Raw genomic sequence first — 22388 nt, forward strand, 5'->3', positions numbered from 1 at the left:
CGGCCTCAATCCGGCAACGGCAGCGAGAGCAGCCGCCCATATCCGGCGATCGGCCGGTCGATCCCGGCGAGGCGCAGACACATCCATGCCGAAGCCTGATTGGATGTCACCACCGGCACCCCGCAAGCGGCTTCGATCGTCGCCACGACCTCGACGGCGCGCAGCGCGGTGCAGGAGATGAAGAGCCCCTCCGATCGCTCGTCCAGCGCGTCCCGGGCCGCGTCGACGATCGACCCGGTGGCGACGCGCGCAATGTCCCGATCGTCGTCGAGACCGAGATTGGTCAGTCTGTCGACGATGAATCCATGGTCGCGGAAATAGGCGGCGACCGGCGCCGCCGTCTCGTCGAGATAGGGCGTGAGGATGCTGATCCGCGTGACGCCGAGCGCGGCGAAAGCGCGCCGCGCCCCCATCGGCGGCGTGACGACGGGAACGTCGGGCTTGCCGCGCGCGACCGCCTCGACAACCGCGGCGTCGCCGAGAACCGCCGAGGCCGCGGTACAGGAATAACAGATCGCGTCGAGCGCCTCGCCCGGCAGGATCAGCGCCGCGCCCTCGACCAGCCCCGGCTCCATCGCGCGCAACGTCTCCGGTGTCGTCGGATTGCGGAAGACGATCCGGTTCGCGTAGACGGCGGCTTCCTCACGCGGAATGATGCGATTGAAGTCGCGCTCGCTGGTATGGTCGGTCGACAGGACTACCAGCCCGATCCGCCTGGCGATCGGTCGGTCGTCGAGCACCACGGCGGCCCTTGCTTCGGTTGTCTGGTCCATCACCGTCATTCCTGGCCGATCCGTCCGAACCGCCGCTCCATCCAGCGCAGCACCACCACCGACGGAATGCTGACCGCAAGGAAGAAGACGCCGACCATCGTCATCGGTTCAATGTAGCGATAGGTGTAGTTGGCGATGCTCTTCGCCTCGTTCATCAGTTCGAGCACGGTGATGGCGGCGAGCAGCGGCGTCTCCTTGAACATGGCGATGAAATAGTTGGCGAGCGCCGGGATCATCGGCGGCAGCGCCTGCGGCAGGATCACGTAGCGCCAGGTCTGGAAGCTGGACAGGTTCGCGGCCTTGGCGGCCTCCCACTGGCCGCGCGGAACGTTGTTGATGCCGGCGCGATACACTTCCGACGTATAGGTGGCGTAGTGCAGCCCGAGGCCGATGACGCCGGCAACCAGCGGCGCCAGGACGATGCCGACATCGGGCAGGACATAGAACAGGAAATAGAGCTGGACGAGCAGCGGCGTGCCACGGATGAACTCGACGATGAAGCCGACCGGGCGTGAGATCAGCCGGTTGTCGGATCGACGCAGGATGGCGAAGACGAGGCCGAGGATGGCGGCGACGATCGAGCCGAGGATCGTCGCCTCGATGGTGACGAGGAAGCCGCGGAAAAGATCCGGCAGGATTTCCTCGACGAATTGCCAGCTCCATTCCATGGCCTATTTCCGCGTCCCTTCCAGGCCCTCGGTCAGCCGGTTCTCAAGCCGGCGCACGACCCAGGCGATGGCGCTGGCCATCAGGAAATAGAGGATCAGGATGGTGATGAACGGCACGGCGGTCGAACCGGTCTGGGCCCGCACCACCTGGGCCTGGAACGTCATGTCGGCCAGCGAGATCAGCGACACGACCGCCGTGCCTTTGAGCAACTCGATCGCGTTGTTGCCAAAGGTCGGCAGCATGATGACGAAGGCCTGCGGCAGGATCACGTAGCGCATCGTCTGGAAGCGGCTGAGATTGCAGGCGATGCAGGCTTCGTACTGCTCCCGGCCGATCGATCGGACAGCGCCGCGAACCACCTCGGCGCCATAGGCGCCGACATTCAGGCCGAGCGCCAGGATCGCCGCCTGCAGCGGCGTGATCGGCAGGCCGAGCAGCGGCAGGACGAAATAGGCCCAGAACAGCTGGACGAAGATCGACGTGCCGCGAAAGAACTCGATGTAGGTCGTGGCGAGCCAGCGCAGATACCAATGCTGCGACAAGCGCCCGAGACCGGCGACGAATGCCATCACCAGGGCCAGCGCGCAGCCCAGCAGGGTCAGCTCGATGGTGACCAGCGCGCCCTGCAGGATGAGGTCGATATAGCCCGACCATCTGTCATAGAAATCGAACATCGCGCCCGCGCCGATCCGGTAGGAATGGGGATGTCAGCCGGTCCGCCGCGTCATGCGGCGGGCCGGCTTTCGTCTCGGGGCTATTCAGCCTTGCGGTTGCACAATTCTTCGGTCGTCACCAGCATCGCCGGCTTCGCGTTGAAGCCGAACGGCTCGATGATCGCGGCGAAGGAACCGTCTTCTTTCATCGAGGCCAGCACCTTGTTGTATTCGTCGCGAAGCGCTTCCTGGCCTTTCGGGAAAGCCGTGCCGGCGCAGAAGATCGGCGTGCCCTCCACCGGGCCGACAATCTCGACGTCGCCACCGGCCTTGCCGATGGCGTCTGCCAGCGAAAGGTAAGGCAGCGCATAGACGTCGATCCGGCCATCGGCCAGCATCTTGACGCCACTCTGGGTGTCGGGAACCACGACCACCCGATCGCGCGGGACGCCGGCTTCGAGCGCCAGCCGTTCCTCGGTGCCACCGCCCGGCGCACCCACCCTGATGGTGTCGCTGGCGGCGAGATCGGCGTAGGTCGCGACGCCGGTGGGGTTGCCCTTCTGGACGGCGAAGGCCTCGAAGTCGCAAAGGTCGGGCTCGGAGAAGATCACCGCCGCGCAACGCTCCGGCTTGATGAACAGGCCGGCGGAAACCATGTCGAAGCGGCCGGCCTGGAGGCCCGGAATCATCGCGCCATATTCGGAGATCGACGCGACAATCTCATCGACGCCGAGCTTCTGCATGACCGCGCGCGCGACTTCCGGTGCCGCGCCGGTCACCTTGCCGTCGGCCTTGACCTCGGTCCACGGCGGCTCGTTGGCGATGGCGATACGGGCAAAGCCCTGTTCCTTCAGTTCCTCGAGCGACGCCGAGACTGCGGGCCCGGCGAACCCGGTCGTGATGATCGCCGCAGCGGCGATACCGAAACATGCGCTTCGTGTGCTGTCAGTCCATGCCATGTCTGTCTTCCTTCCCGTTGACGTCCTGAGATGCCGGCCTTGCCGGCGGCTGGCGGCCTAGATTCGTTGTCCGGCCGCGATGACTTTCTTGAGAAATCCCTGCGTTCGCTCCTCGCGCGGATTGGTGAAAATCTGGTCGGGCGGCCCCTCTTCGACGATGCGTCCGCCGTCGAAGAACAGAACCCTGTCGGCAAAGTCGTGGGCGAAACTCATCTCGTGGGTGACGAGGAGCATGGTCATGTCGGTCTCTTCCGCCAGCCGCCGCATGACGTTCAGCACCTCCTCGACAAGCTCCGGGTCGAGGGCGGAGGTAACTTCGTCGAACAGCATCACCTTCGGCTGGAGAGCCAGGGCGCGGGCGATGGCGACCCGCTGCTTCTGGCCGCCGGAAAGCTGCGCCGGCTTGGCCGTCGCCTTTTCCGCCATGCCGACCATGTCGAGGAGTTCCATGGCGCGCGCTTCCGCGTCCTCCTTGCGCACTCCCTGGGTGAGGATCGGCGGCAGCATCACGTTGCGCAGCACCGTCATGTGCGGAAAGAGATTGAACAGCTGGAAGACCATGCCGATCTTGGCGCGCATCCGATGCAGATGGGCTTCGTTGGCCGGCGCGAGGCCGCCATTCGCCGGCATGTGCCAGAGCTGCTCGCCGTCGACCTTGATATGGCCGCCGTTGATCTGCTCCAGCGTCATCAGGATGCGCAGGATGGTCGTCTTGCCCGATCCCGAGGGGCCGATCAGCGCCAGCTTCTCACCCGGCGCGACGTTGAACGTCAGGTCCTTGAGGACCTCGAGTTGACCAAACCTCTTCGAGACCTTGTCGATCTCGATAATCGCGTCCGGCATGGGCGGTCCCCTTCGCACCTGAGAGAGCCGGGAAACCGCGAGCATGATGCGGGAATCAAATCATGTCAATCAATGCAATGTATCATGACAATATAGCAATCAGAGCGTCAGTAGAACCGGCTCCGGATCGCTGGCAAGAATTCCGGCGAGAACCGTAAGGGCCGCGCGCAATTCCTTCTCACTCGGTTGTCCGAGGCAAACGCGAATGGCGGGCTTCGGGTCGCCTTCGATCCGGAACGATGCGCCGGGCGCGATCGCCACGTCATGGAGTCGGGCGAGCGAAACCACCTCGTCCTCGCTGCGATGGGAGCCGAGCGGGATCCAGATGTGAAGCGCGTCGGGATGGCTGAGATAGTCGATGCCCGCCAGTGTCTCGGCAGCGATTTTCTGCCGCCTGCGCAGCGCCCGGCGCTGCCACAGGACCATCTCGAGGGCCGTTCCATCCTCGATCCAGCGGGTCGCCAGTTCCGCGATCAGCGGCGTCGCCATCCAGTTGGTGACCAGGTGCCGGTTGCCGGCGGCCGGAATCAATCGTTCCGGAACAACAAGATAGCCATAGCGCAGTCCCGGAACGACGTTCTTGCTGAAGCTGGTGATGTAGAGCGTGCGCTCCGGCGCCAGGGCGGCAAGCGGTGGCGGGCATTTCTCGATCAGCGGTCCCCAGGCATCGTTCTCGATGATCGTCAGATCGTGCCGCCGCGCGACGTCGACGATCGCCTCCCGGCGCCCCGCGCTCATCATCGAAACCGTTGGATCGCAAGGGTTTGGCATGATGAACAGCGCGCCGATCTCCCCCTCCGCGGCGGCTTTGTCGAGCGCCTCGGGGATCATCCCCTCGATGTCGGTGGGGATACCGCGCAGCGATAGACCCAGGTTCCCGGCAAGCGCCGGCAGGGTGTGATGCCCGATCGCCTCGGTCGCCAGCGTCATGCCGGATCGGGTCGCCGTCATCAGCGCAACCACCATCGCCGGCGTCGCGCCATTGGTCAGAATGACGTTGCGGGCGTTGGTTTCCAGCCCGCATCGCCGCAGCCAGTCGACCGCCACGCCCCGGTGCCTGGCAAACACCACATTGGGCCGGAAGGAGGTAGAAAGGTTGGCCGGAAACGACGTCGCCAGATCAGCCAGCGCCTTCGCCAGCCGATCAAGATGCATCTGCTCGACCACCGGCTTCAGCATCGACAAGTCAACGATCGTGTTACCGCGTTCGTTGATGTAAGGCGGCGGCGGCTCATGCGTCCGAAGCGTGATGAACGTCCCCCGCCCGGTCTCCCCGGCGACCAGACCGCGGCGGGACAGTTCGTCATAGGCGCGGCTCACCGTCTGGACCGCGATGTTCAGTTCCTGTGCGAGCATCCTTTGCGGCGGCAGCCTGTCACCATCGCTAAGTTCACCCGCGTCGACCGCGCCGGAGATCTGTTCGACCAGCGAGAGGTAGACGGGCCGCTTGAGCGTGTCACGATCCGGGCGCCAACTTGTCATGATTCATTTCTGGCGAATATCAGTGCAATTGACAACGGCAAATGCACGTCGCATAGGCGATGACGACAAGGAGCGGCCATGTCCCAGCCAAGGCTCGATGCGATCGACATCAGGATTCTCGCGGAGGTCCAGCGCGAGGGTCGGATCACGAAACTGGCCCTGGCGGACCGGGTCGGCCTGTCGCCGACGCCTTGCTGGAACCGGCTGAAACGCCTCGAGGAATCCGGCCTGATCGCCGGCTATCATGCCCATCTCGAGCCGAAGGCGTTCGGCGCCTTTACCCTCGTCTTCATGGAGGTGACGCTGGCCAACCATCGCCAGCATGACTTCGACCGCTTCGAGAAGGCAGTGCGGGCGCTTCCGGAAATCGTCGGCTGCTGGTCGCTGGGCGGGGGCATCGACTATCTGGTCAAGGTGATCGCCCGCGACATCGATACCTATCAGAGGATGGTCGACAGCCTGCTGGAACGGGAGATCGGCATCGACCGGTATTTCACCTACATCGTCACAAGGTCGGTGAAGGATTGGTCCGCCCTGCCCCTCGATCGTCTCGTCGACCCGGCCTGAACCGGCTCGAAAGAGAGACTCCATCCCCGACGGTGGGGAAAGAGAGAGTCTCTCCCCGTTCCGACGCACATTCAGGCCAAAACGACGGCCGGCACTCCCTAGATAAATGGTCGTGAACAGTTCCGCCTTCGCCTTGCGAACAAGGACCGCGACCGATGAACATCCATGTTTTTGAGCCCCATCGCCCGGACACGCTCGCCCGTCTCACCGATCGGCGCCTGTTTCGGGAGCTTGCCTATGTCGACGGCAAGTGGACGTCCGGCCCGGATGGAGCCAGTTTCGCCGTGAGCGATCCGGCGACGGGCGATGTCGTCGCCAACGTCGCTGAACTCGGGGCCGTCGACGCCGAGTCCGCGATTGACGCCGCATGGCTCGCCTTTCCCGCCTGGCGCGACCGGACAGCCGGCGAGCGCTCGCAGGTGCTGCGCCGCTGGCACGATCTCATCGTCGCGGCCCGTTTCGATCTTGCCGTTCTGATGGTGCGCGAGCAGGGCAAGCCGCTGACCGAGGCGCTCGGCGAGATCGACTACGCCGCGTCCTTCGTCGAATGGTTCGGCGAGGAGGCCAAGCGTCTCAACGTCGAATCCGTCACCAGCCACCTGCCGGGAGCCGAGATGTCGGTCCGGCGCGAACCGCTCGGCGTCGTCGCGGTCGTCACGCCGTGGAATTTCCCCTCGGCGATGCTGACCCGCAAGGTGGCTGCGGCGCTTGCCGCCGGCTGTACCGTGGTCGCCCATCCGGCATCCGAGACGCCGCTTTCGGCGCTGGCGCTTGCCGAACTCGCTGACCGGGCCGGCCTTCCCGCCGGCGTTCTCAACATCGTCACGGGCCCCGCCGCCGAGATCGTCGGCGCCTTTACCGCCGATGCGCGGGTCCGTGCCGTCTCCTTCACCGGTTCGACCGAAATCGGCCGCCTGATCGCCGCGAATTCGGCGCCGACGATCAAGCGCCTCGTCCTTGAACTGGGGGGCCACGCGCCGTTCATCGTCTTTGACGACGCCGATCTCGACAAGGCGGTCGACCTCGCGGTCAAGGCCAAGTTCGCCACCTCCGGCCAGGATTGCCTGGCGGCCAATCGCATCTACGTCCAGCGTCCGCTTTACGAGCCCTTCGTCCAGGCCTTCGCCAATCGGGTTGCGGCGATGAAGGTGGGACCCGGCTTCGAAGACGGTGTCGAGATCGGCCCGTTGATGCATGCGCGCGCCATCGCCAAGGTCGAGGCGCACGTCGCCGATGCCGTTGAGGGCGGGGCGCGACTCCTTGCCGGCGGCACGTCCCATCCGGCGGGCGCCCTCTTCTACCGGCCGACCGTCCTTGCCGACGTGTCCGACGATGCGCTGATCATGAACGAGGAAACCTTCGGCCCGGTCGCCGCCGTTTCCGCCTTCGACACCGAAGAGGAAATCGTCACCAAGGCCAACGCCACCGAATACGGGCTTGTCGCCTATCTCGTCACCGACGACTACCGCCGGATCTCCCGGACGAGCCGGGCACTCGAATACGGGATGGTGGCCGTCAATCGGGTGAAGATCACCGGCCCGGCCATTCCCTTCGGCGGCGTCAAGCAGTCGGGGATCGGACGGGAGGGGTCACGCCATGGTATCGAGGCGTTCACCGACCTCAAGTACATCTGCCTCGACGTCGCCTGAGAGCACCACGGAGTCCATGAAATGCTGAATCGTAACGACCAACTCGACGCCTGGGACCGCGAGAGTTTCTTCCACCCCTCGACCCATCTCGCCCAGCACGCCCGCGGCGAGACGCCGACCCGCATCGTCACCGGCGGCGAAGGCGTCTACATCGTCGATCGCGACGGCAAGAAGAGCCTCGACGCTTTCGGTGGGCTTTACTGCGTCAATGTCGGCTATGGTCGTCCCGAGATCGCCGAGGCGATTGCCGACCAGGCAAAGTCACTCGCCTATTACCACGCCTATGTCGGCCACGGCACGGAAGCGTCGATCACCCTCGCCCACATGATCGCCGAACGGGCGCCCGACCATCTCAACCATGTCTATTTCGGCCTCTCCGGATCCGATGCCAACGAGACCAATGTCAAGCTGGTCTGGTACTACAACAACGTTCTCGGCCGGCCGCAGAAGAAGAAGATCATTTCGCGCTGGCGGGGCTATCACGGCTCCAGCCTGATGACCGGCTCGCTGACCGGGCTCGACCTGTTCCACAAGGCGTTCGACCTGCCGCTGGCGCCGGTGCTTCACACCGAAGCGCCCTATTTCTTCCGCCGTCCCGACCGGTCGATGGACGAGGAATCGTTCTCGCAATATTGCGCCGACCAGCTTGAGGCGATGATCGTCGCCGAAGGACCGGACACCGTCGCCGCCTTCATCGGCGAGCCGATGCTGGGCACCGGTGGCATCGTGCCGCCGCCCGCCGGCTATTGGGAGAAGATCCAGGCCGTCCTCGCCCGCCACGATGTGCTGCTGATCGCCGACGAGGTGGTGACCGCCTTCGGACGGCTGGGTTCGATGTTCGGCTCCGAGCACTACGGCATCAAGCCCGACATCATCACCATCGCCAAGGGACTGACCTCCGCCTATGCGCCGCTGTCCGGCTCGATCGTTTCCGACAAGGTCTGGGCGGTGCTGGAACAGGGCACAGACGCGATGGGCCCGATCGGCCACGGCTGGACCTACTCCGCCCACCCCGTCTGCGCCGCCGCCGGTGTCGCCAACCTGAAGCTGGTGGACAGCCTCGGCCTCGTCGACAACGTCCGCGATGTCGGCGGCTACTTCCGCGGCGCGCTCGCCGACGCGGTCGGCGGTCATCGCATCGTTGGCGACGTTCGCGGCGAAGGCCTGCTGGCGGCGGTCGAATTTGTCGCCGACAAGGACGATCGGACTTTCTTCGATCCCGCCCTGAAGGTCGGACCGCAGATCGCCGCAGCACTCCTGAAGCGCGGCGTCATTGCCCGCGCCATGCCGCAAGGCGATATCCTCGGCTTTGCCCCGCCGCTCTGCCTGTCCCGGGACGAGGCCGATGTCGTCGTCCAGGCGACGGCCGAGGCGATCGACGAAGTCGCAAAGTCGCTTCAGGGAACGTCCTGAACCGGTCGAAGCCGGGTCACTGAAGCCGCGCCCAGCGCGGCTTCGGTCGCCACCTCAGGTGAGGACCGGCCGATCGTAGAAGGGAATGCGCTCGACCCGCGGCGACCACGCCCCGCTCGCGACCAGGCCATCGACATGAGCCGCGATCTCCTCGAGGGTCGCGAACCAGACATTCCCCTTGCCGATCATGTGCTCGATCAGAGCGCGGATCGCCATCGCCGGGCCCGGTCGGCCGCTCACGGCCGGATGCCACACAGGAACGAACAGGCCGCCCCATTCCCACAGGGCGTCGAACTCGGCCTTGTAGACCTCCAACGCCCGGTTCGGCGGCGAGATGGTCATCAGGTAATCGAACGCCCGGCTCGATACATACTGGTTGTAGTCGTCGACCGAGGCTGGCGGCGGCAGTTCCACCAGCCGCCCGGAATCCGATTGGAGAAGGATCGGAACATCGTCGGCGAACAGCGAGGAATCGTAAAGGAACCCGGCTTCGATCAGCAGATCGAAGCTATTGCGTGACAGGCCGTAATACGGCGCGCGGTAGCCTCGCGGCGCCTTGCCGGTCAGGTCCTCGATCCGGGCAATTCCCGCTGCCAGGGCCTCTCGCTCGGCGTCGATCCCCTGCTGGCTCGGCCATTCGTGGAACATGCCGTGATGGGCGATCTCGTTGCGGCCGGTCAGGATGTGTTCGACGGGCTTGCGGTACGTGTCGATCACCCAGCCCGGTACGAAGCAGGTTATCGGGACATCGTAGCCGGCAAACAGATCGACCAGCCTCGGCAATCCGACATGCGGGTCGTAGCGCATCTGCGCGACCGCATGGACCTCGTCGACGACCCCGCCGCGCTTGCCGGCGTGGACGACACTGTCGGCGTCGACATCGAAGCTGAAACCGACCGCGCAGCGCGCGCTGTTCGGCCAGGGAGGCGGGTTGCGGATCATCCGGCTCTCCTCATCCGTTCCGGCTCCATCTCAGGATGTCCGCACGCCGCCGTCAATGAAAAGCCCGTGCAGGTCTTCGGTGGTGATGTCCGCCGGCTTGCAGTCGAGGGCATCCTTGCCGCGCACCAGCACGCAGACCCGGTCGGCCAGCGCCAGGGCACGATTGACATTCTGCTCGACCAGCAGGATCGGGATCGACAACTCGCGATGGATCCTGGCGATCGCCTCGAAAACGCTGTCGACCATCGTCGGCGCCAGATCGCTGCTCGGCTCATCAAGGAGCAGGACTTTCGGCTTGAGAAGGAGCGTCAGTCCGATGGACAGCATCCGCCGCTCGCCGCCGCTCAGCGTGCCGGCCAAGACGCGACGCTTCTCCTTGATCCGTGGAAACAGGGCGTAGACTTCCTCGACGTCTCGATCGAAGCTCTTCGGCCGCAGGAAGGCGCCCATCTTCAGATTGTCGGCGACGGTGAGGTCGAGGAACACGTTCTGGTTCTGCGGCACGTAGCCGATCCCGCTGGCAGCGCGCCTGTGCGCCGCCCATCGGGTGATGTCCTCCCCGGCGAAGGTGATTGCGCCGCCAAGAATGCGGGTCAGTCCCGCCGTCGTCTTCAACACGGTCGACTTGCCGGATCCATTGGCGCCGAGGATCGTCAGGATCTCACCGGGATGAAGCTGGACTGCGACATCGTTCAACACGGTGATCAGGCCGTAGCCGGCCGTGACTGCGCGCAGTTCGAGGATCGGTGCCTTCGTCTCGGACTGTGTCATGCCGGTTGTCCGAGATAGGACTGGATAACTTCGGCATTGTCGCGGATCTCCGCCGGCGTGCCTTCGGCGATCACGGCACCCGCATCGAGCACATAGACGACGTCGCAGACGTTGGAGATCATCTCCATGTTGTGCTCGATCAGGACGATGGCCCTGCCCTCGTCACGCAACGACCTGAGGAATTCCACCTGCTGCTCGATCAGCACCGGGTTGACGCCGGCAGCCGGTTCGTCGAGCAGCAGGACCTGCGGATCGGACATCAGCAGCACGCCCATGGTCAGGAGTTTCTGCTGTCCGCCGGAAAGGTTGCCGGCATAGTCATTGGCTTTCTCGACCAGGCCGAGCCGCTTGAGGATCGCCACGCTCCGGGCAAGGGCGTCCGCTTCCATCGCGGCAACCCTGCCTGGGCGGAGGAAGAGGTCGAACAGCCGCTCGCCGGGCTGATCGCGGGCGCCGACAAGCATGTTCTGGAGAACCGTCAGCCGCTGCGCGAGGCGCGGGACCTGGAAGGTCCGGCCGATACCCCGGGCCGCGACCGCCTCGATCCGGCCAAGCGGCAGCGGCTTGTCGTTCAGGCGAACCTTACCCGCGTCGGGCCGATAGATCCCGCTGACGATGTTGAGGAGCGTCGACTTGCCCGAACCGTTCGGCCCGACCAGGCCGACAATCGATCCCGGCCGCGCCACCATGCTGACGCCGCGAAGCGCCTGAAAACCACCGAAGGCGATGCTGACGTCAGAGACCGTCAACATTTTGCACCCTCTTGGTTTCCGGGAAGAGCCCCGCGGGCCTGAACAGGAACATGAGCACCAGGATGAGCCCGAAGACGGCGAGGCGCAGGTTGGCGACGAGATCCGACGGCAGTCCGGACCATTCCGCCAGGAAGCGCGTCGAGACACTCATCAGGATGAGAATCGCGGCACCGATGACAACGCCGATATTCCGGCCCGGCCCGCCGAGGATGACGGCGGTCCAGACAAGGAAGGTGTCGGTGACCAGGAAGGAAGTCGGTGCGACATAGCCGATGACATGGGCGTAGAGCACCCCGGCAACGCCTGCCATCGCCCAGGACACGACCGTGACCCTCATGCGGAAGGACATCGGAGAGCGACCGAGCGTTGCCGCCAGCGTCTCGTCCTCGCGGATCACCCGCAGCATGCGCCCGAACGGTCCGTTGCCGATCTGCTGCGCAACCGCATAGGCGACGACGCAGAGCGCCACCGCCAGTCCGGCTGCGAGCGTCCGATCGGGCAGCCGCGAAACGGTGACACCGTCGGCGCCGCCGGCGATCGACGGCACGTTCAGCATCGTCAGCCGGAAGATTTCGCCCGCGCCCAGCGTGATCAGCGCCCAGTAGTCCTGCGAGGAGCGCCCTGCCGGCAGGATGACGAGGATACCGGCGATCGGTGCGGCGACCAGACCGGCCACGGCGCCGACCCACCACGGAAGGTCGTATTGGACACCGATAGCGGCCGCATAGGCCCCGATGGCGAATGGCAGGATCTGGCCGAAATTCACCAGGCCGGTCATCCCGAACTGGATGTTCAGGCTGATCGCCATCACCGACCAGATGGCCACAAGCGTCAGCGCATAGATCGCGAAATCGATCATGGCTAGTTCGCCCCCCGTTTGGTCATTGACGGACGGAGGAGGAGAACCAGGACCAGCGCCAGCACAGCGACGTAATCACGGAACTGGCTCGGCACGAACCACGATTGATCCGACACCAGCGAGCCGAAGTCGATCGAGATGATGAAGTTCTGCGCCAGCGACAGGAACAACGCGCCGAGCACGGCTCCGAAGACGTTGCTGAGCCCGCCGATGGTGACCGCGGCAAAGACCGGAAGCAGGATGATGAGGTCCATGTTGGGCTGCAGGCGGGTCTCCAGCGCGATCAGGGAGCCGCCGATCGCCGCATAGGCTCCGGATATGAACCACATCAGCCGGATCATCCGCTCGCCCGGGATGCCGCGGGTTACGGCCAGATCGTAGTTGCTGGCCAGCGCCCGCAGGCCCGATCCGGTGCGGGTCCGGTACAGAAACGCGTGCAGGAGCACCATGAAGGCGACCGTCGCCGAGACGACGATCACGTCGAGTGAGGTGAAGATCGCGCCGGCGAAGCGGATCGGCGTCGTGTTGGTTTCGATGATGATCGACCCGCCGCCGAAGATCGACGCGACGATGGCGCGGATCAGGAGGGCGACGCCCCAGGAAACGATCATCTTGCCCTCGGGCGAGATGTGGCGGAGCCGGCTGAACACGAGAATATCGACGACGACCGCCAGTCCACCGACGAAAACGGCGCTGGCGGGAACCGCGAGAATCAACGGCAGGCCAAGTTCCGTCGCGACATAAGTGGCGTAGCCACCGACCACCGCGAACTGGATGTGCGCAAAATTGGCGAAACGGAGGATCGAATAAGCGAGCGAGATGCCAACGGCGACGATGGCGATCTCGCTGGCATAGATGATCGAATTGACGAAGACCTGAATCACGTGACCTCGGGCCCGGTTGCCCGTTCATAAAACATTTGGCCGGGCAGCGCGCCCGGCCAAACAGCGTAGCCGAATGAAGTCGGGTGGCGGATCGGACCTTAATCGATCGTCCCGACGGTTTCGAACTTGCCGCCCTTGTACTCGATGATGTCGAGCGGCGGATCGATGCGCTGGCCGCGATCGTCCCAGACGATCTTGCCGGTCGCCCCGACATACGACTCGACAACCGACGGCAGTGCCGCAGCGATTTCCGCGGACTCGACACCCCCGGCTTCAATCGCCTTGGCAAGGACCATCATCGCGTCATAGCCGTAGTAGATATGCGCCAGCGGCTCGTCTTCGTCCGGCCATTTCGCCTTGTAGGCCGCAAGCACCGCCGCGCCACCGTCGTTGGCGTAACCACCGTTGTCGACGCCCGACAGCTTGCCGTTCATCCACTCCTCGTTCTCGACCGCAAAGATCGACGGATAAGCGGCGTACCAGGGTGCATCGAAACCCAGTTCCCGTGCGTTCTTGAAGACCGTCCGCGAATCGTCGCCGTAACCGACGCCGACCAGAGCGTCCGGCTCGGCCGCGATGATGGCCTGCACGTCGGCACGGTAGTCCGGTTGTCCCTCGGTATACGCGACTTTTCGAACGATCTTGCCGCCGGCGGCCTCGAATGCCGCGCCCGCCGCATCGGCGATGCCGGTGCCGAACGTATTGTTGGGAACGATGGTCGCGATCGACCGGGCGCCCTTGTCATAGACATACTGCCCGAGTTCCTTGCCGACGATGTTGTCTAGCGGCAGGATCGAGAACAGCGCACCCGGATAATCACCCAGCTTGGCGGAGCTCGATGACGTGTTGATCAGCACCTTGCCTTCCTGCTGTGCAAGCTCACCGACCGGAATCATCAGGCTTGAACCGCCAAACATGATCACTGCGGGAACCTGGTTGACCTGATAGAGCTTGGTGGCCGCCGTCAGGGCTTCCTGTGCCTTGTATTCGGAATCCTCGACGATCAGTTCGATCATCTTGCCGTCGATCCCGCCGGCTGCGTTGATCTCGTCGGCGGCCAGTTCGACGCCGCGCGCCATCTGGAGGCTGGTGTTGACGTCCTGTCCTGTGAGGTTGGCGATGACACCGACCGGAATGGTATCCGCAGCTAGGAGCGCCCCTGGCTGGGCGACAATGGCTGCTGCCGCAAAGACGGCCGCATTCAATAGATTACGCTTCATGGTGTCCCCTTTTCACCGACGCTGTTTCCGCGTCGCGCTTGGTCGATAGTTAGACGGCGATAAGCCCGAGAAACAGGAAGCAAAGGTTAGACCAGAGATCGCTGTCAGGCGAGGGTTTTTGCTTTTCGGTCCAATGGAAAGGCGTCTTCCACTCCAGATGGTATCGAGGGTCTTTTCGCGCAGCGCCATTGCTGGACAACGCCGTGGAATCGCCTTCCCATGTCGCCGAACCGGAGGCCCAGCCCTCCCGGAAGAAGACGGACGACATGGCCAGCCGCAAGATCATCATCGATACCGACCCCGGACAGGATGATGCCTTTGCCATCCTGCTTGCGCTCGGGTCACCGGAACTTGAGGTCGTGGGCGTCACCGCCGTTGCCGGCAACGTGCCCGTGTCGAAGACCGAGTGGAATGCCCGACGCGTGCTTGAACTCGGCGGGCGGCAGGATATCCGCGTCGCCCCCGGCTGTTCGCGGCCGATGGTCAAGTCGCTGTTCACGGCCGAGTACGTGCATGGCGACAGTGGCCTGGAAGGGTGCGACCTGCCCGAACCGTCGATGCCCGCCCTGGACATCCACGCCATCGACTTCCTCATCGACCGCCTGATGGCCGAACCGGAAGGCGAGATCACCCTCTGTCCGCTCGGCCCGCTCACCAACATCGCCATGGCGATGGTCAAGGAGCCGCGGATCCTTGGCCGGATCCGGGAGATCGTGCTGATGGGCGGCGGCTATTTCGAAGGCGGCAACACGACGCCGGCGGCCGAGTTCAACATCTTCGTCGACCCGCACGCCGCACACGTCGTCTTCACCTCGGGCGTTCCGCTGACGATGGTTCCGATCGACTGCACCTACAAGGCGCTAATGACGCCAGCGTGGCTGGAGGAACTCCGGGCGCTCGGCACACGAACCGCCCGCGAGGCGGCCGGCATGGCCAGCTTCTATCAGGAGTACGGCAACCAGAAATTCGGCACCGACTCCTATCCGCTCCACGACCCCTGCGTGATCGGTTACCTGCTGCGGCCCGACCTCTTTCAGGGACGGGCCTGCCACGTCGAGATCGAGACGACATCGCCAACGACCTTGGGAATGACGGTCGTCGACTGGTGGAACGTCACCAAGCGGCCGACCAACTGCCACGTCCTGCGCGACCTCGATAATCCCGCCTTCTACGCGCTCATGCTGGAACGGATCGGGCGCCTGCCCTAGCCGAGGGCCTTCATTTCCGCTGGGCGTAGCGGCCTTCGCCTGCCTCGCCTTTTCGGCGCAGCGGCGTGTTGGCCACATCGGACAGCGGTCCGGCACCGAATGCCGCCGCGCGACGCTCGGGCGAGACAGCCTCGTAGGTTGTCGTGCGCATCACCGGTTGGCGGCCGATCGAGCGGATGAGCGTTTCCATTCCCTCGGGCGACATTTCCTGGCCATGGGCGGCGCCGGCCGCGCGCGAGATCGTCTCGTTCATCAGCGTGCCGCCAAGGTCGTTGGCGCCCGCCCGCAGCACGGCCGCGGCACCTTCGGCCCCCATCTTCACCCACGACACCTGGATGTTCGGAACGTGCGGATGGAGAACGAGCCGGCCGACGGCGTGCATCAGCACTGCCTCGCGGAAGGTGGGGCCCCGCCGCGCCAGCCCCTTCAGGTACATCGGCGCTTCCATGTGAACGAAGGGCAGCGGCACGAACTCGGTGAAGCCGCCGGTCTCAACCTGGAGGTCGCGGATCGCCAGCAGGTGGCGCGCCCAGGAGAGCGGCGTCTCCATGTGGCCGAACATGATCGTCGAGGTCGTCCGGAAGCCGGCCTGGTGCGCCGCGCGCATGACCTGCAACCATTCGCCGGTCCGGATCTTGTCGGGGCAGAGAATGGCGCGCACGTCGTCGTCGAGAATCTCCGCCGCGGTACCAGGCAGCGTGCCGAGGCCCGCTTCACGCAGCATCACAAAATAGTCGTCGAGATCGACGCCGAGCGTCGCCGCCCCCTGCCAGATCTCGAGCGGCGAGAAGGCATGGATATGCATCCCCGGTGCGGCCGCCTTCACCGAGCGACAGATGTCGAGATAGGTCGCCCCGGTGAAGTCGGGATGGATGCCGCCCTGCATGCACACCTCGGTCGCTCCGCGCTCCCATGCCTCGCGCGTCCGCCGCTCGATCTCGTCAAGTGTCAGGTCGTACGGCGTGCCGCGCAGGTTCTCGCTGAGCTTTCCCTTGGAGAAGGCGCAGAAGCGGCATTTGTAGGTGCAGACATTGGTGTAGTTGATGTTGCGCGTCACGACGTAGCTGACCGCGTCGCCATTGACCGCGCGACGGAGTTCATCGGCCGCAGCACAGAGCGCGGCAAGGTCGCCACCACGGGCAGCGAAGAGCGACGCGATCGCCGCCGGCTCAAGGCGTTCGCCCGCCACGGCCCGGTCGATCAGGCGGTTCACCGCCCTTCCCGTCGCCGGCGCGACATCCAGCGATGCGATGGCCTCGTGCGGTGGCTCGGCATCAATCCCCGGCGACCAGTCGCTGTCGCGGACGAGCCCGGCCGCGTCCACCCGATGCAGCGCGGCGACGCGCAATTCCGGCGCGAGCCAGCGGTCACCGTCCTGGAGATAGGCCGGGTATATCGGCAACCGCTGGGCGAGCGACTTGCCGGCCGCCTCGGTCGCCGCCTCGAGCACCTTCAGGTGTGGCCACGGCGCTTCCGGATTGACGTAGTCCGGCGTCACCGGCGACACCCCGCCCCAGTCGTTGATCCCGGCGGCTATCATTCGCCCGAGTTCGCCTGGAGCGGCCAGGTTCGGCGGCGCCTGAATGCTCATCGCCGGCCCGAAGATCAGCCGGGCAACCGCGATGGTCCACAGGTGATCCTCGGTCGAGGGCTCCGGAGCATCGGCCATCCGCGTCCCCGGCTTCGCCCGAAAGTTCTGGACGATGATCTCCTGGATGTGACCATGCCGCTCATGCGCGGCGCGAAGCGCCAGCATCGCCTCTATGCGCTCACGGCGGGTCTCGCCAATGCCGATCAGGAGACCGGAAGTGAAGGGAACCGCTGCTTCGCCGGCGCGCTCGATCGTGGTCAGCCGCGCCGCAGGTTCCTTGTCCGGCGATCCGAAATGCGGCCCTCCCCGCTCCGACAGGCGCGCGGAGGCTGTCTCGAGCATGATGCCCATCGATGCCGACACCGGCCGAAGCGCGGCAAGGTCCGCCGCTTCCATCAGGCCCGGATTGAGATGCGGAAAGAGTCCCGTCCGGGCGAAGATCGCCGCAGCGACCTCGCGGAGATAGGAGAGCGTCGTTGCATGGCCGAGCGCCGCCAGTTCCTCCCGCGCCGTGCGATAGCGCAACTCCGGCTTGTCGCCGAGCGTGAGCAGCGCCTCGGTACAGCCGGCCGCCTGCCCCGCTTCGGCGACGGCGACCGCCTCGTCGATGGTGAGGTACGCCCGTTCGCCGCGTCGTGGCGGATGGGCGAAGGTGCAGTAATGGCAGACGTCGCGGCAAAGCTGGGTCAGCGGGATGAAGACTTTCCGCGAATAGGTCACAACCGAGCCATATCCGGCATTCCGGATATCGCAGGCGACCGCAAGGAGGCTCGGGAGATCGTCGATCTCGACGAGCCGCAGTGCCTCGTCATCCTCGATGCGCCCCGATGCGGCGCGTTTCAGCAACGCATTCACTGGACCGCCTCCGGGCCGTCAACCGTCGCGCGGAAGCGTGCGCCTATTCCGGAGCGCGCCAGGTAGTGCCCCGTTGCCCCGTCGTGGTCGAGGATCGCGGCAAGATCGTCCGGTCGGTCGATGTCATGGGCAAGTTCGGGGACGTCCAGACCGCGCCAGCCTATTCCCCGCGCCTCCGCCGCCCGCTGATGGAGATGATAGCTGCCGGCGCCGAAGCAGAACGGAACCAGGTCGACCGGCCGGGCCACCATCGCGTTCGTACCTTGCCGCCTCCTGTCCGGAACCAGAGTCAGCGGCGGTCCGTCGGCAGCGGTTGCCAAGAGACTTTCGATTGCAAGCGGGGTGGCGAGCGGAAGATCCGCGTGGAGAACCAGCATCGACGCGGCCCGCTCACCCAGGAGGGTCGCCGCCGCTCTCGCGACCGCGGCGGTGGTGCCATCGTCAGTCGGATCGGCAAGAACACGAAAGCCGTGATCCTGCCCCAACGCGGCAAAGCCGTCATCGCCGGTCACCAGCATGACGCCGGACAGCCCGCGCACCGCCGACAGAGCGGTCAGAACGTCACGAACCATCGCTTCGGCAAGGTCGGCGCGCTCCATCGGCCCAAGCAGCGACGCAAGCCGCTGCTTGGCCGCCTCGCGACGCTTGATCGGGACGACGCACCAGGGCGCCACGGGAGTCATGTCCGAGGCTCCAGTCGACCGGCGAATGCCAGGACCGAACGGGCGAGCGCCTCACGATCCGCCATGCTTTGCATCAGCGTCGGCACGACATCGACCGCCACCGGGAATGCCGCCCTGTCGGCTGCGTCTTTGTCGTCGAGCACGAAGCCATCGATCAGGCCCTCATAGTGGGAAGCCACCGCAAGGGCCGTTACCGGGATATCCAGTTCCGCCATGATCTTGGCGGTCGGTCCCTTGACCGCCTGTCCGCCGATGATCGGCGTCACCGCGACAACGGGAGCCGACGTCGAACGGATCGCCGCGCGCATCCCCGGCACCGCGAGGATCGGATCGACACTGAGAAAGGGATTGGACGGGCAGATGACTACAGCGCGCACATCGGGATCGGCAAGCGCCGCCAGCACCCGCGGGCTCGGCCGGGCGGTTTCGGCACCGTCGAAACGGATCCGCTCGACCCGGGGCTCGCATCGGCGGCCGACGAAATAGCGCTGGAAGCCCAGCACGCCCTCATCGGTCTCGACGAAGGTCCGAACCGGGTCGTCGCTCATCGGCAGGATCTCGGCGGCAATGCCAAGTCGCCGCGCCAGGTCGGAGGTTATTGTCGTCAGCGTCTCGCCGGCCTTCAGGCGGAGCGTGCGCTGCACATGCATGGCGAGATCGGCGTCACCCAGGTTGAACCAGTCTTCGCCGCCAAGTGCCTTGAGCGCGGCCATGAAGGCCCAGGTCTCGTTCGCCCGGCCCCAGCCGCGCTCGCGGTCGGCGAGATCGGCGAGCGTGTAGACGACCGTGTCGATGTCCGGCGAGACATGCAGCCCGAGATGCTCGAAATCGTCGCCCGTGTTGACCACCACGGTAAGCTGCTCCGGCGTCAGGATCCGATAGAGCCCGAGGGCCAGCTTGGCGCCGCCGACGCCGCCGCAGATGGCGACGACCTTGCCTGGGATCTCGCTCTTGCTCATCGGAAGAGGTCCCGTTCCTTCGGCCGGATCAGCGCCGCGGCGGGCATGGCATCGCGATCCCAGGCGAGGCCGCGCACCAGAACGGCGGGCAGTCCTTCGTCCGCCTGGCCCATGACCAGCGATGCGGCGGCGGCGATCTCGTCGGCGAAGCCGATCTCGGTTCCGCGCAATTCACGGCCGAACAAGTCCGCCTCCCCGGTCCGCACGACCAGCGACGGAAGCCCCGCCGCGCCGATCGCCACTCCGGTCACCCCATGGCGCCACGCGCGGCCGAAACTGTCGGCGATGACGACCCCGATATCGACGCCGAACCGCTCGTCCAGCGCCTGCTTGAGCCGCAGCGCCGATCCATCGGGATCCTCCGGCAGGAGCAGCGCCAGCTCCCGGCCCTCCGGATGCCGGATATTCGACTGGTCGATCCCGGCATTGGCCATCACCAGCCCGAGCCGGTGAACCACGATCATGATGCCCGGGACATTGCGCAGGATCGTCCCGGATTCCGACAGGATGAGTTCGACCAGGCGCGGTTCCTTGCCGGAGACCGCCGCCAGTTCCCTGGCCCGGGCCGAAGGGACGACGGTGGCGAGATCGACCAGCCGGCCCTCTGCCTTGGAAACGATCTTCTGGGCGATGACGAGCACATCCCGGTCGCGCGGACCGATGTCCGCCGCCAGGAGCGACCTCGCCAGCATCGCCGGCAGGTCATCGCCAGCTTCGACCGGTGGAAGGCCGGGCAACGCCGAAAGGGTAACGGTCGGGACAGTCATTCGTCAGCTTGGCTTTGCGGTCCCGGTGATCCGGATGCCGGCTCCATCGATCTTGTAGCGACGATTGATGCCGATAAGTACACTGGTCAGGGCCTCCGCGACCACCGAATTCGCCAGAGGACCTGCCTCGAGGCCGCGCAGCCCCATCGCGTCCACCAGCGTGACGACGATGGCTCGCGCATCCTTGTCGTTGCCGCAGACCAGAACGTCGCAGTCGACGGCTTCGTCCTTTTGCAGCCTGTGCGCCGCAACGTTGTGGAGCGCCGACACCACCCGGACATCGGACCCAAGACGGTTCTGCGTCGCCACGGCAACCGATCCCTCCGGCGGCAGATGCACGGTGGAAACCTTGGGCGGCTGCAAGGGCACCGTCGTATCGACGACGATCTTGCCGGACACCACTGGCCCGATTTCGTCGAGGATCGCCGCGTGGCTGGCGAAGGGCACGGCAAGGAAGACGACCTCCGCCCGAGCGGCCGCCTCGCTGTTTGTGGCGCCGACGATTGCGCTGCCGCCAAGCGCGGCATTCATCTCCGCCGCCGCCGCAACGGCCCTGGCCGCGTCGCGCGAGCCGATCACCACCGGGTATCCGGCCAGCGCCAGCCGGCGTGCGATCCCCAGCCCGAGGGCGCCAGTGCCGCCGATGACCGCCACGACGGTCGATTGATCACCCATGAACTCTCTCCTGCTGGCCCTGCTCAGGCCTTGATGACCAGATCGCGCGGAAACCGGGTCATCACCTCGGGGCTGCCGTTTTCGGTCACGCGAAACGTCTCGCTCAATTCGAACCCCCGGTCGTCCTCCCACATACCGAGGATCATGTGAAAGCACATATCGGGCCGCAACACCGTGCGATCGCCCTCCCGCAGGCTTGCGGTCCTTTCGCCCCAGTCGGGCGGGTAGTTCAGCCCGATCGAGTAGCCGATGCGGGAGGCCTTCTCGTAGCCGGCGCGAGTAATTACAGCGCGCCATGCAGCTTCGACCTCCTCGCAGGTCACGCCGGCCCGGGCCGCTTCGAGCGCGGTTTCGAGACCTTCCTCGACAACCGCGGCAAGCTTCAGCAGATGGTCCGGCGGGCGGCCCAGATAGACGGTCCGGGCGAGAGCGGCGTGGTACCGGTTATGGCAGCCGCCAAGTTCGAGATAGGCGACACTGTCCTGTTCGTAACGGTCGCCCGACCAGGTCAGGTGCGGCGCGGCGCTCTTGGCGCCGCTGGGAACAGAGGGCAATGCCGCGGGATAGTCGCCCCAGAAGCCGGCGGTGCCATGGACTTGCGCAGCCATGATCTCGGCCACGGCATCGCATTCGCGGACGCCCGGCGCCACCGCGTCGATGCCCACTTTCATCGCTTCCGAGACGATATCCGCCGCGCCACGCATCATGGCGATCTCGGCCGGCGACTTGACGATACGCGCCCATCCGACAAGACGGTGGGCATTGACGAAGCGCGCCGACGGCAAGCCGGCGACCAGTTCGGCATGGGCCTGTGCGGTATAGTACCAGGAGTCCATTTCGACGCCGATCCGCGCCGAACCGAGTTTCCGGCGGAGCAGTTCCCCGGCGACTAAAGCCGCCGGATGCAGCGTCTCGGAGTCGACATGGCTCTCCGGATAGGCAACGAGGCTGTCTTCGTCGAGCCAACTCGTCAGCCGCGCCCCTGGCGCGTCCATTCCCCGACCGATCCATAGCGGCTGCTCGCGGTCGCCAATCACCACGACATACTGGTGCACATAGAATGACCAGCCGTCGTATCCGGTCAGGTAATTGAGACTCGCGGGATCGGCGAGGACGAGCACATCGGCCCCGGCCTCGCCCATCGACGCCTTCACCCGCGCAAGCCGCGCGGCATACTCCGCTTTCGAAAACGCGCTCATCCTAAGTGGCCCACC

At 65.5% G+C, this 22388-nt stretch carries 22 protein-coding genes; 4 read left to right on the forward strand and 18 right to left on the reverse strand.

The features are described 5' to 3' along the window. Nucleotides 1-5: 5 nt before the first annotated feature. The 6 genes from eutA to ehuR form a co-directional block, all read right to left on the reverse strand. Nucleotides 6-782 (reverse strand): ectoine utilization protein EutA, encoded by a 777-nt coding sequence (gene eutA / locus BLT60_RS06940; protein ID WP_090875659.1) that lies wholly within the window; start codon nucleotides 780-782, stop codon nucleotides 6-8. Next, nucleotides 779-1441, reverse strand: coding sequence for an ectoine/hydroxyectoine ABC transporter permease subunit EhuD (ehuD, locus tag BLT60_RS06945; RefSeq protein WP_090875660.1), 663 nt, complete (start codon nucleotides 1439-1441; stop codon nucleotides 779-781). The genes eutA and ehuD overlap by 4 nt, the downstream gene beginning before the upstream one ends. A gap of 3 nt (nucleotides 1442-1444) precedes the next feature. Continuing rightward, nucleotides 1445-2116, reverse strand: coding sequence for an ectoine/hydroxyectoine ABC transporter permease subunit EhuC (gene ehuC / locus BLT60_RS06950; protein WP_090875661.1), 672 nt, complete (start codon nucleotides 2114-2116; stop codon nucleotides 1445-1447). An 80-nt stretch (nucleotides 2117-2196) separates the two neighbouring features. Beyond that, complete coding sequence (gene ehuB / locus BLT60_RS06955; protein WP_090875662.1) at nucleotides 2197-3054, reverse strand: ectoine/hydroxyectoine ABC transporter substrate-binding protein EhuB; 858 nt, start codon at nucleotides 3052-3054, stop codon at nucleotides 2197-2199. A 57-nt stretch (nucleotides 3055-3111) separates the two neighbouring features. Next, on the reverse strand, nucleotides 3112-3897 hold the full coding sequence (gene ehuA / locus BLT60_RS06960; RefSeq protein ID WP_090875663.1) for an ectoine/hydroxyectoine ABC transporter ATP-binding protein EhuA: 786 nt from the start codon (nucleotides 3895-3897) through the stop codon (nucleotides 3112-3114). A gap of 99 nt (nucleotides 3898-3996) precedes the next feature. After that, complete coding sequence (gene ehuR, locus BLT60_RS06965; protein ID WP_090875664.1) at nucleotides 3997-5379, reverse strand: MocR-like ectoine utilization transcription factor EhuR; 1383 nt, start codon at nucleotides 5377-5379, stop codon at nucleotides 3997-3999. Between the two features lie 78 nt (nucleotides 5380-5457). Here ehuR and BLT60_RS06970 point away from each other — a divergent pair, with 78 nt between their 5' ends. From BLT60_RS06970 to BLT60_RS06980, 3 genes are all read left to right on the forward strand, one after another. Continuing rightward, nucleotides 5458-5946, forward strand: a complete 489-nt coding sequence (locus tag BLT60_RS06970) for an Lrp/AsnC family transcriptional regulator (RefSeq protein WP_090875665.1) — start codon at nucleotides 5458-5460, stop codon at nucleotides 5944-5946. A gap of 155 nt (nucleotides 5947-6101) precedes the next feature. Continuing rightward, entirely contained in the window at nucleotides 6102-7595 is a 1494-nt protein-coding gene (locus tag BLT60_RS06975; RefSeq protein ID WP_090875666.1) for an NAD-dependent succinate-semialdehyde dehydrogenase, read from the forward strand. 21 nt (nucleotides 7596-7616) lie between these two features. Continuing rightward, complete coding sequence (locus tag BLT60_RS06980; protein ID WP_090875667.1) at nucleotides 7617-9008, forward strand: aspartate aminotransferase family protein; 1392 nt, start codon at nucleotides 7617-7619, stop codon at nucleotides 9006-9008. 54 nt (nucleotides 9009-9062) lie between these two features. On the opposite strand, the gene BLT60_RS06985 is transcribed toward BLT60_RS06980, so the two are convergent. From BLT60_RS06985 to BLT60_RS07010, 6 genes are all read right to left on the reverse strand, one after another. Then, nucleotides 9063-9950, reverse strand: a complete 888-nt coding sequence (locus BLT60_RS06985) for a polysaccharide deacetylase family protein (RefSeq protein WP_090875668.1) — start codon at nucleotides 9948-9950, stop codon at nucleotides 9063-9065. A gap of 30 nt (nucleotides 9951-9980) precedes the next feature. Continuing rightward, nucleotides 9981-10721, reverse strand: a complete 741-nt coding sequence (locus tag BLT60_RS06990; RefSeq protein WP_090875669.1) for an ABC transporter ATP-binding protein — start codon at nucleotides 10719-10721, stop codon at nucleotides 9981-9983. Next, a complete protein-coding gene (locus BLT60_RS06995; RefSeq protein ID WP_090875774.1) occupies nucleotides 10718-11473 on the reverse strand; it encodes an ABC transporter ATP-binding protein in 756 nt (251 codons plus the stop codon). The genes BLT60_RS06990 and BLT60_RS06995 overlap by 4 nt, the downstream gene beginning before the upstream one ends. Beyond that, a complete protein-coding gene (locus tag BLT60_RS07000; protein ID WP_090875670.1) occupies nucleotides 11457-12332 on the reverse strand; it encodes a branched-chain amino acid ABC transporter permease in 876 nt (291 codons plus the stop codon). Before BLT60_RS07000 ends, BLT60_RS06995 begins: the two co-directional genes overlap by 17 nt. A 2-nt stretch (nucleotides 12333-12334) precedes the next feature. Then, nucleotides 12335-13216, reverse strand: coding sequence for a branched-chain amino acid ABC transporter permease (locus tag BLT60_RS07005; RefSeq protein WP_090875671.1), 882 nt, complete (start codon nucleotides 13214-13216; stop codon nucleotides 12335-12337). Nucleotides 13217-13314: 98 nt separating this feature from the next. Then, nucleotides 13315-14436, reverse strand: a complete 1122-nt coding sequence (locus BLT60_RS07010; RefSeq protein WP_090875672.1) for an ABC transporter substrate-binding protein — start codon at nucleotides 14434-14436, stop codon at nucleotides 13315-13317. 266 nt (nucleotides 14437-14702) lie between these two features. On the opposite strand from BLT60_RS07010, the gene BLT60_RS07015 reads away from it, so the two are divergent. Next, on the forward strand, nucleotides 14703-15644 hold the full coding sequence (locus BLT60_RS07015; protein ID WP_090875775.1) for a nucleoside hydrolase: 942 nt from the start codon (nucleotides 14703-14705) through the stop codon (nucleotides 15642-15644). Nucleotides 15645-15654: 10 nt separating this feature from the next. Here BLT60_RS07015 and cofH read toward each other — a convergent pair whose 3' ends face one another. From cofH to BLT60_RS07045, 6 genes are read right to left on the reverse strand one after another with little or no spacing between them, the layout of a single operon-like run. Continuing rightward, nucleotides 15655-18090 carry a 5-amino-6-(D-ribitylamino)uracil--L-tyrosine 4-hydroxyphenyl transferase CofH gene (gene cofH, locus BLT60_RS07020; protein WP_090875673.1) on the reverse strand — a complete coding sequence of 812 codons (2436 nt, stop codon included), beginning with the start codon at nucleotides 18088-18090 and terminating at the stop codon, nucleotides 15655-15657. Continuing rightward, nucleotides 18087-18773: a 2-phospho-L-lactate guanylyltransferase gene (gene cofC / locus BLT60_RS07025; RefSeq protein ID WP_090875674.1), complete on the reverse strand. Its 687-nt coding sequence runs from the start codon at nucleotides 18771-18773 to the stop codon at nucleotides 18087-18089. Before cofC ends, cofH begins: the two co-directional genes overlap by 4 nt. Next, nucleotides 18770-19732, reverse strand: a complete 963-nt coding sequence (gene cofD / locus BLT60_RS07030) for a 2-phospho-L-lactate transferase (RefSeq protein WP_175478321.1) — start codon at nucleotides 19730-19732, stop codon at nucleotides 18770-18772. Before cofD ends, cofC begins: the two co-directional genes overlap by 4 nt. Continuing rightward, a complete protein-coding gene (cofE, locus tag BLT60_RS07035; RefSeq protein ID WP_090875675.1) occupies nucleotides 19729-20499 on the reverse strand; it encodes a coenzyme F420-0:L-glutamate ligase in 771 nt (256 codons plus the stop codon). Before cofE ends, cofD begins: the two co-directional genes overlap by 4 nt. A 3-nt stretch (nucleotides 20500-20502) precedes the next feature. Then, nucleotides 20503-21174, reverse strand: a complete 672-nt coding sequence (gene npdG / locus BLT60_RS07040; protein WP_090875676.1) for an NADPH-dependent F420 reductase — start codon at nucleotides 21172-21174, stop codon at nucleotides 20503-20505. A gap of 23 nt (nucleotides 21175-21197) precedes the next feature. Beyond that, nucleotides 21198-22373, reverse strand: coding sequence for a M24 family metallopeptidase (locus tag BLT60_RS07045; protein ID WP_090875677.1), 1176 nt, complete (start codon nucleotides 22371-22373; stop codon nucleotides 21198-21200). Nucleotides 22374-22388 lie beyond the last annotated feature (15 nt).

It is taken from the genome of Bauldia litoralis (assembly GCF_900104485.1).
Classification (GTDB): Bacteria; Pseudomonadota; Alphaproteobacteria; order Rhizobiales; family Kaistiaceae; genus Bauldia; species Bauldia litoralis.

Bases quoted from the DNA above. Each gene is read 5' to 3' on its own strand.
- eutA (WP_090875659.1), bottom strand. From the start codon at position 782: ATGACGGTGATGGACCAGACAACCGAAGCAAGGGCCGCCGTGGTGCTC.
- ehuD (WP_090875660.1), bottom strand. From the start codon at position 1,441: ATGGAATGGAGCTGGCAATTCGTCGAGGAAATCCTGCCGGATCTTTTC.
- ehuC (WP_090875661.1), bottom strand. From the start codon at position 2,116: ATGTTCGATTTCTATGACAGATGGTCGGGCTATATCGACCTCATCCTG.
- ehuB (WP_090875662.1), bottom strand. From the start codon at position 3,054: ATGGCATGGACTGACAGCACACGAAGCGCATGTTTCGGTATCGCCGCT.
- ehuA (WP_090875663.1), bottom strand. From the start codon at position 3,897: ATGCCGGACGCGATTATCGAGATCGACAAGGTCTCGAAGAGGTTTGGT.
- ehuR (WP_090875664.1), bottom strand. From the start codon at position 5,379: ATGACAAGTTGGCGCCCGGATCGTGACACGCTCAAGCGGCCCGTCTAC.
- BLT60_RS06970 (WP_090875665.1), top strand. From the start codon at position 5,458: ATGTCCCAGCCAAGGCTCGATGCGATCGACATCAGGATTCTCGCGGAG.
- BLT60_RS06975 (WP_090875666.1), top strand. From the start codon at position 6,102: ATGAACATCCATGTTTTTGAGCCCCATCGCCCGGACACGCTCGCCCGT.
- BLT60_RS06980 (WP_090875667.1), top strand. From the start codon at position 7,617: ATGCTGAATCGTAACGACCAACTCGACGCCTGGGACCGCGAGAGTTTC.
- BLT60_RS06985 (WP_090875668.1), bottom strand. From the start codon at position 9,950: ATGATCCGCAACCCGCCTCCCTGGCCGAACAGCGCGCGCTGCGCGGTC.
- BLT60_RS06990 (WP_090875669.1), bottom strand. From the start codon at position 10,721: ATGACACAGTCCGAGACGAAGGCACCGATCCTCGAACTGCGCGCAGTC.
- BLT60_RS06995 (WP_090875774.1), bottom strand. From the start codon at position 11,473: ATGTTGACGGTCTCTGACGTCAGCATCGCCTTCGGTGGTTTTCAGGCG.
- BLT60_RS07000 (WP_090875670.1), bottom strand. From the start codon at position 12,332: ATGATCGATTTCGCGATCTATGCGCTGACGCTTGTGGCCATCTGGTCG.
- BLT60_RS07010 (WP_090875672.1), bottom strand. From the start codon at position 14,436: ATGAAGCGTAATCTATTGAATGCGGCCGTCTTTGCGGCAGCAGCCATT.
- BLT60_RS07015 (WP_090875775.1), top strand. From the start codon at position 14,703: ATGGCCAGCCGCAAGATCATCATCGATACCGACCCCGGACAGGATGAT.
- cofC (WP_090875674.1), bottom strand. From the start codon at position 18,773: ATGACTCCCGTGGCGCCCTGGTGCGTCGTCCCGATCAAGCGTCGCGAG.
- cofD (WP_175478321.1), bottom strand. From the start codon at position 19,732: ATGAGCAAGAGCGAGATCCCAGGCAAGGTCGTCGCCATCTGCGGCGGC.
- cofE (WP_090875675.1), bottom strand. From the start codon at position 20,499: ATGACTGTCCCGACCGTTACCCTTTCGGCGTTGCCCGGCCTTCCACCG.
- npdG (WP_090875676.1), bottom strand. From the start codon at position 21,174: ATGGGTGATCAATCGACCGTCGTGGCGGTCATCGGCGGCACTGGCGCC.
- BLT60_RS07045 (WP_090875677.1), bottom strand. From the start codon at position 22,373: ATGAGCGCGTTTTCGAAAGCGGAGTATGCCGCGCGGCTTGCGCGGGTG.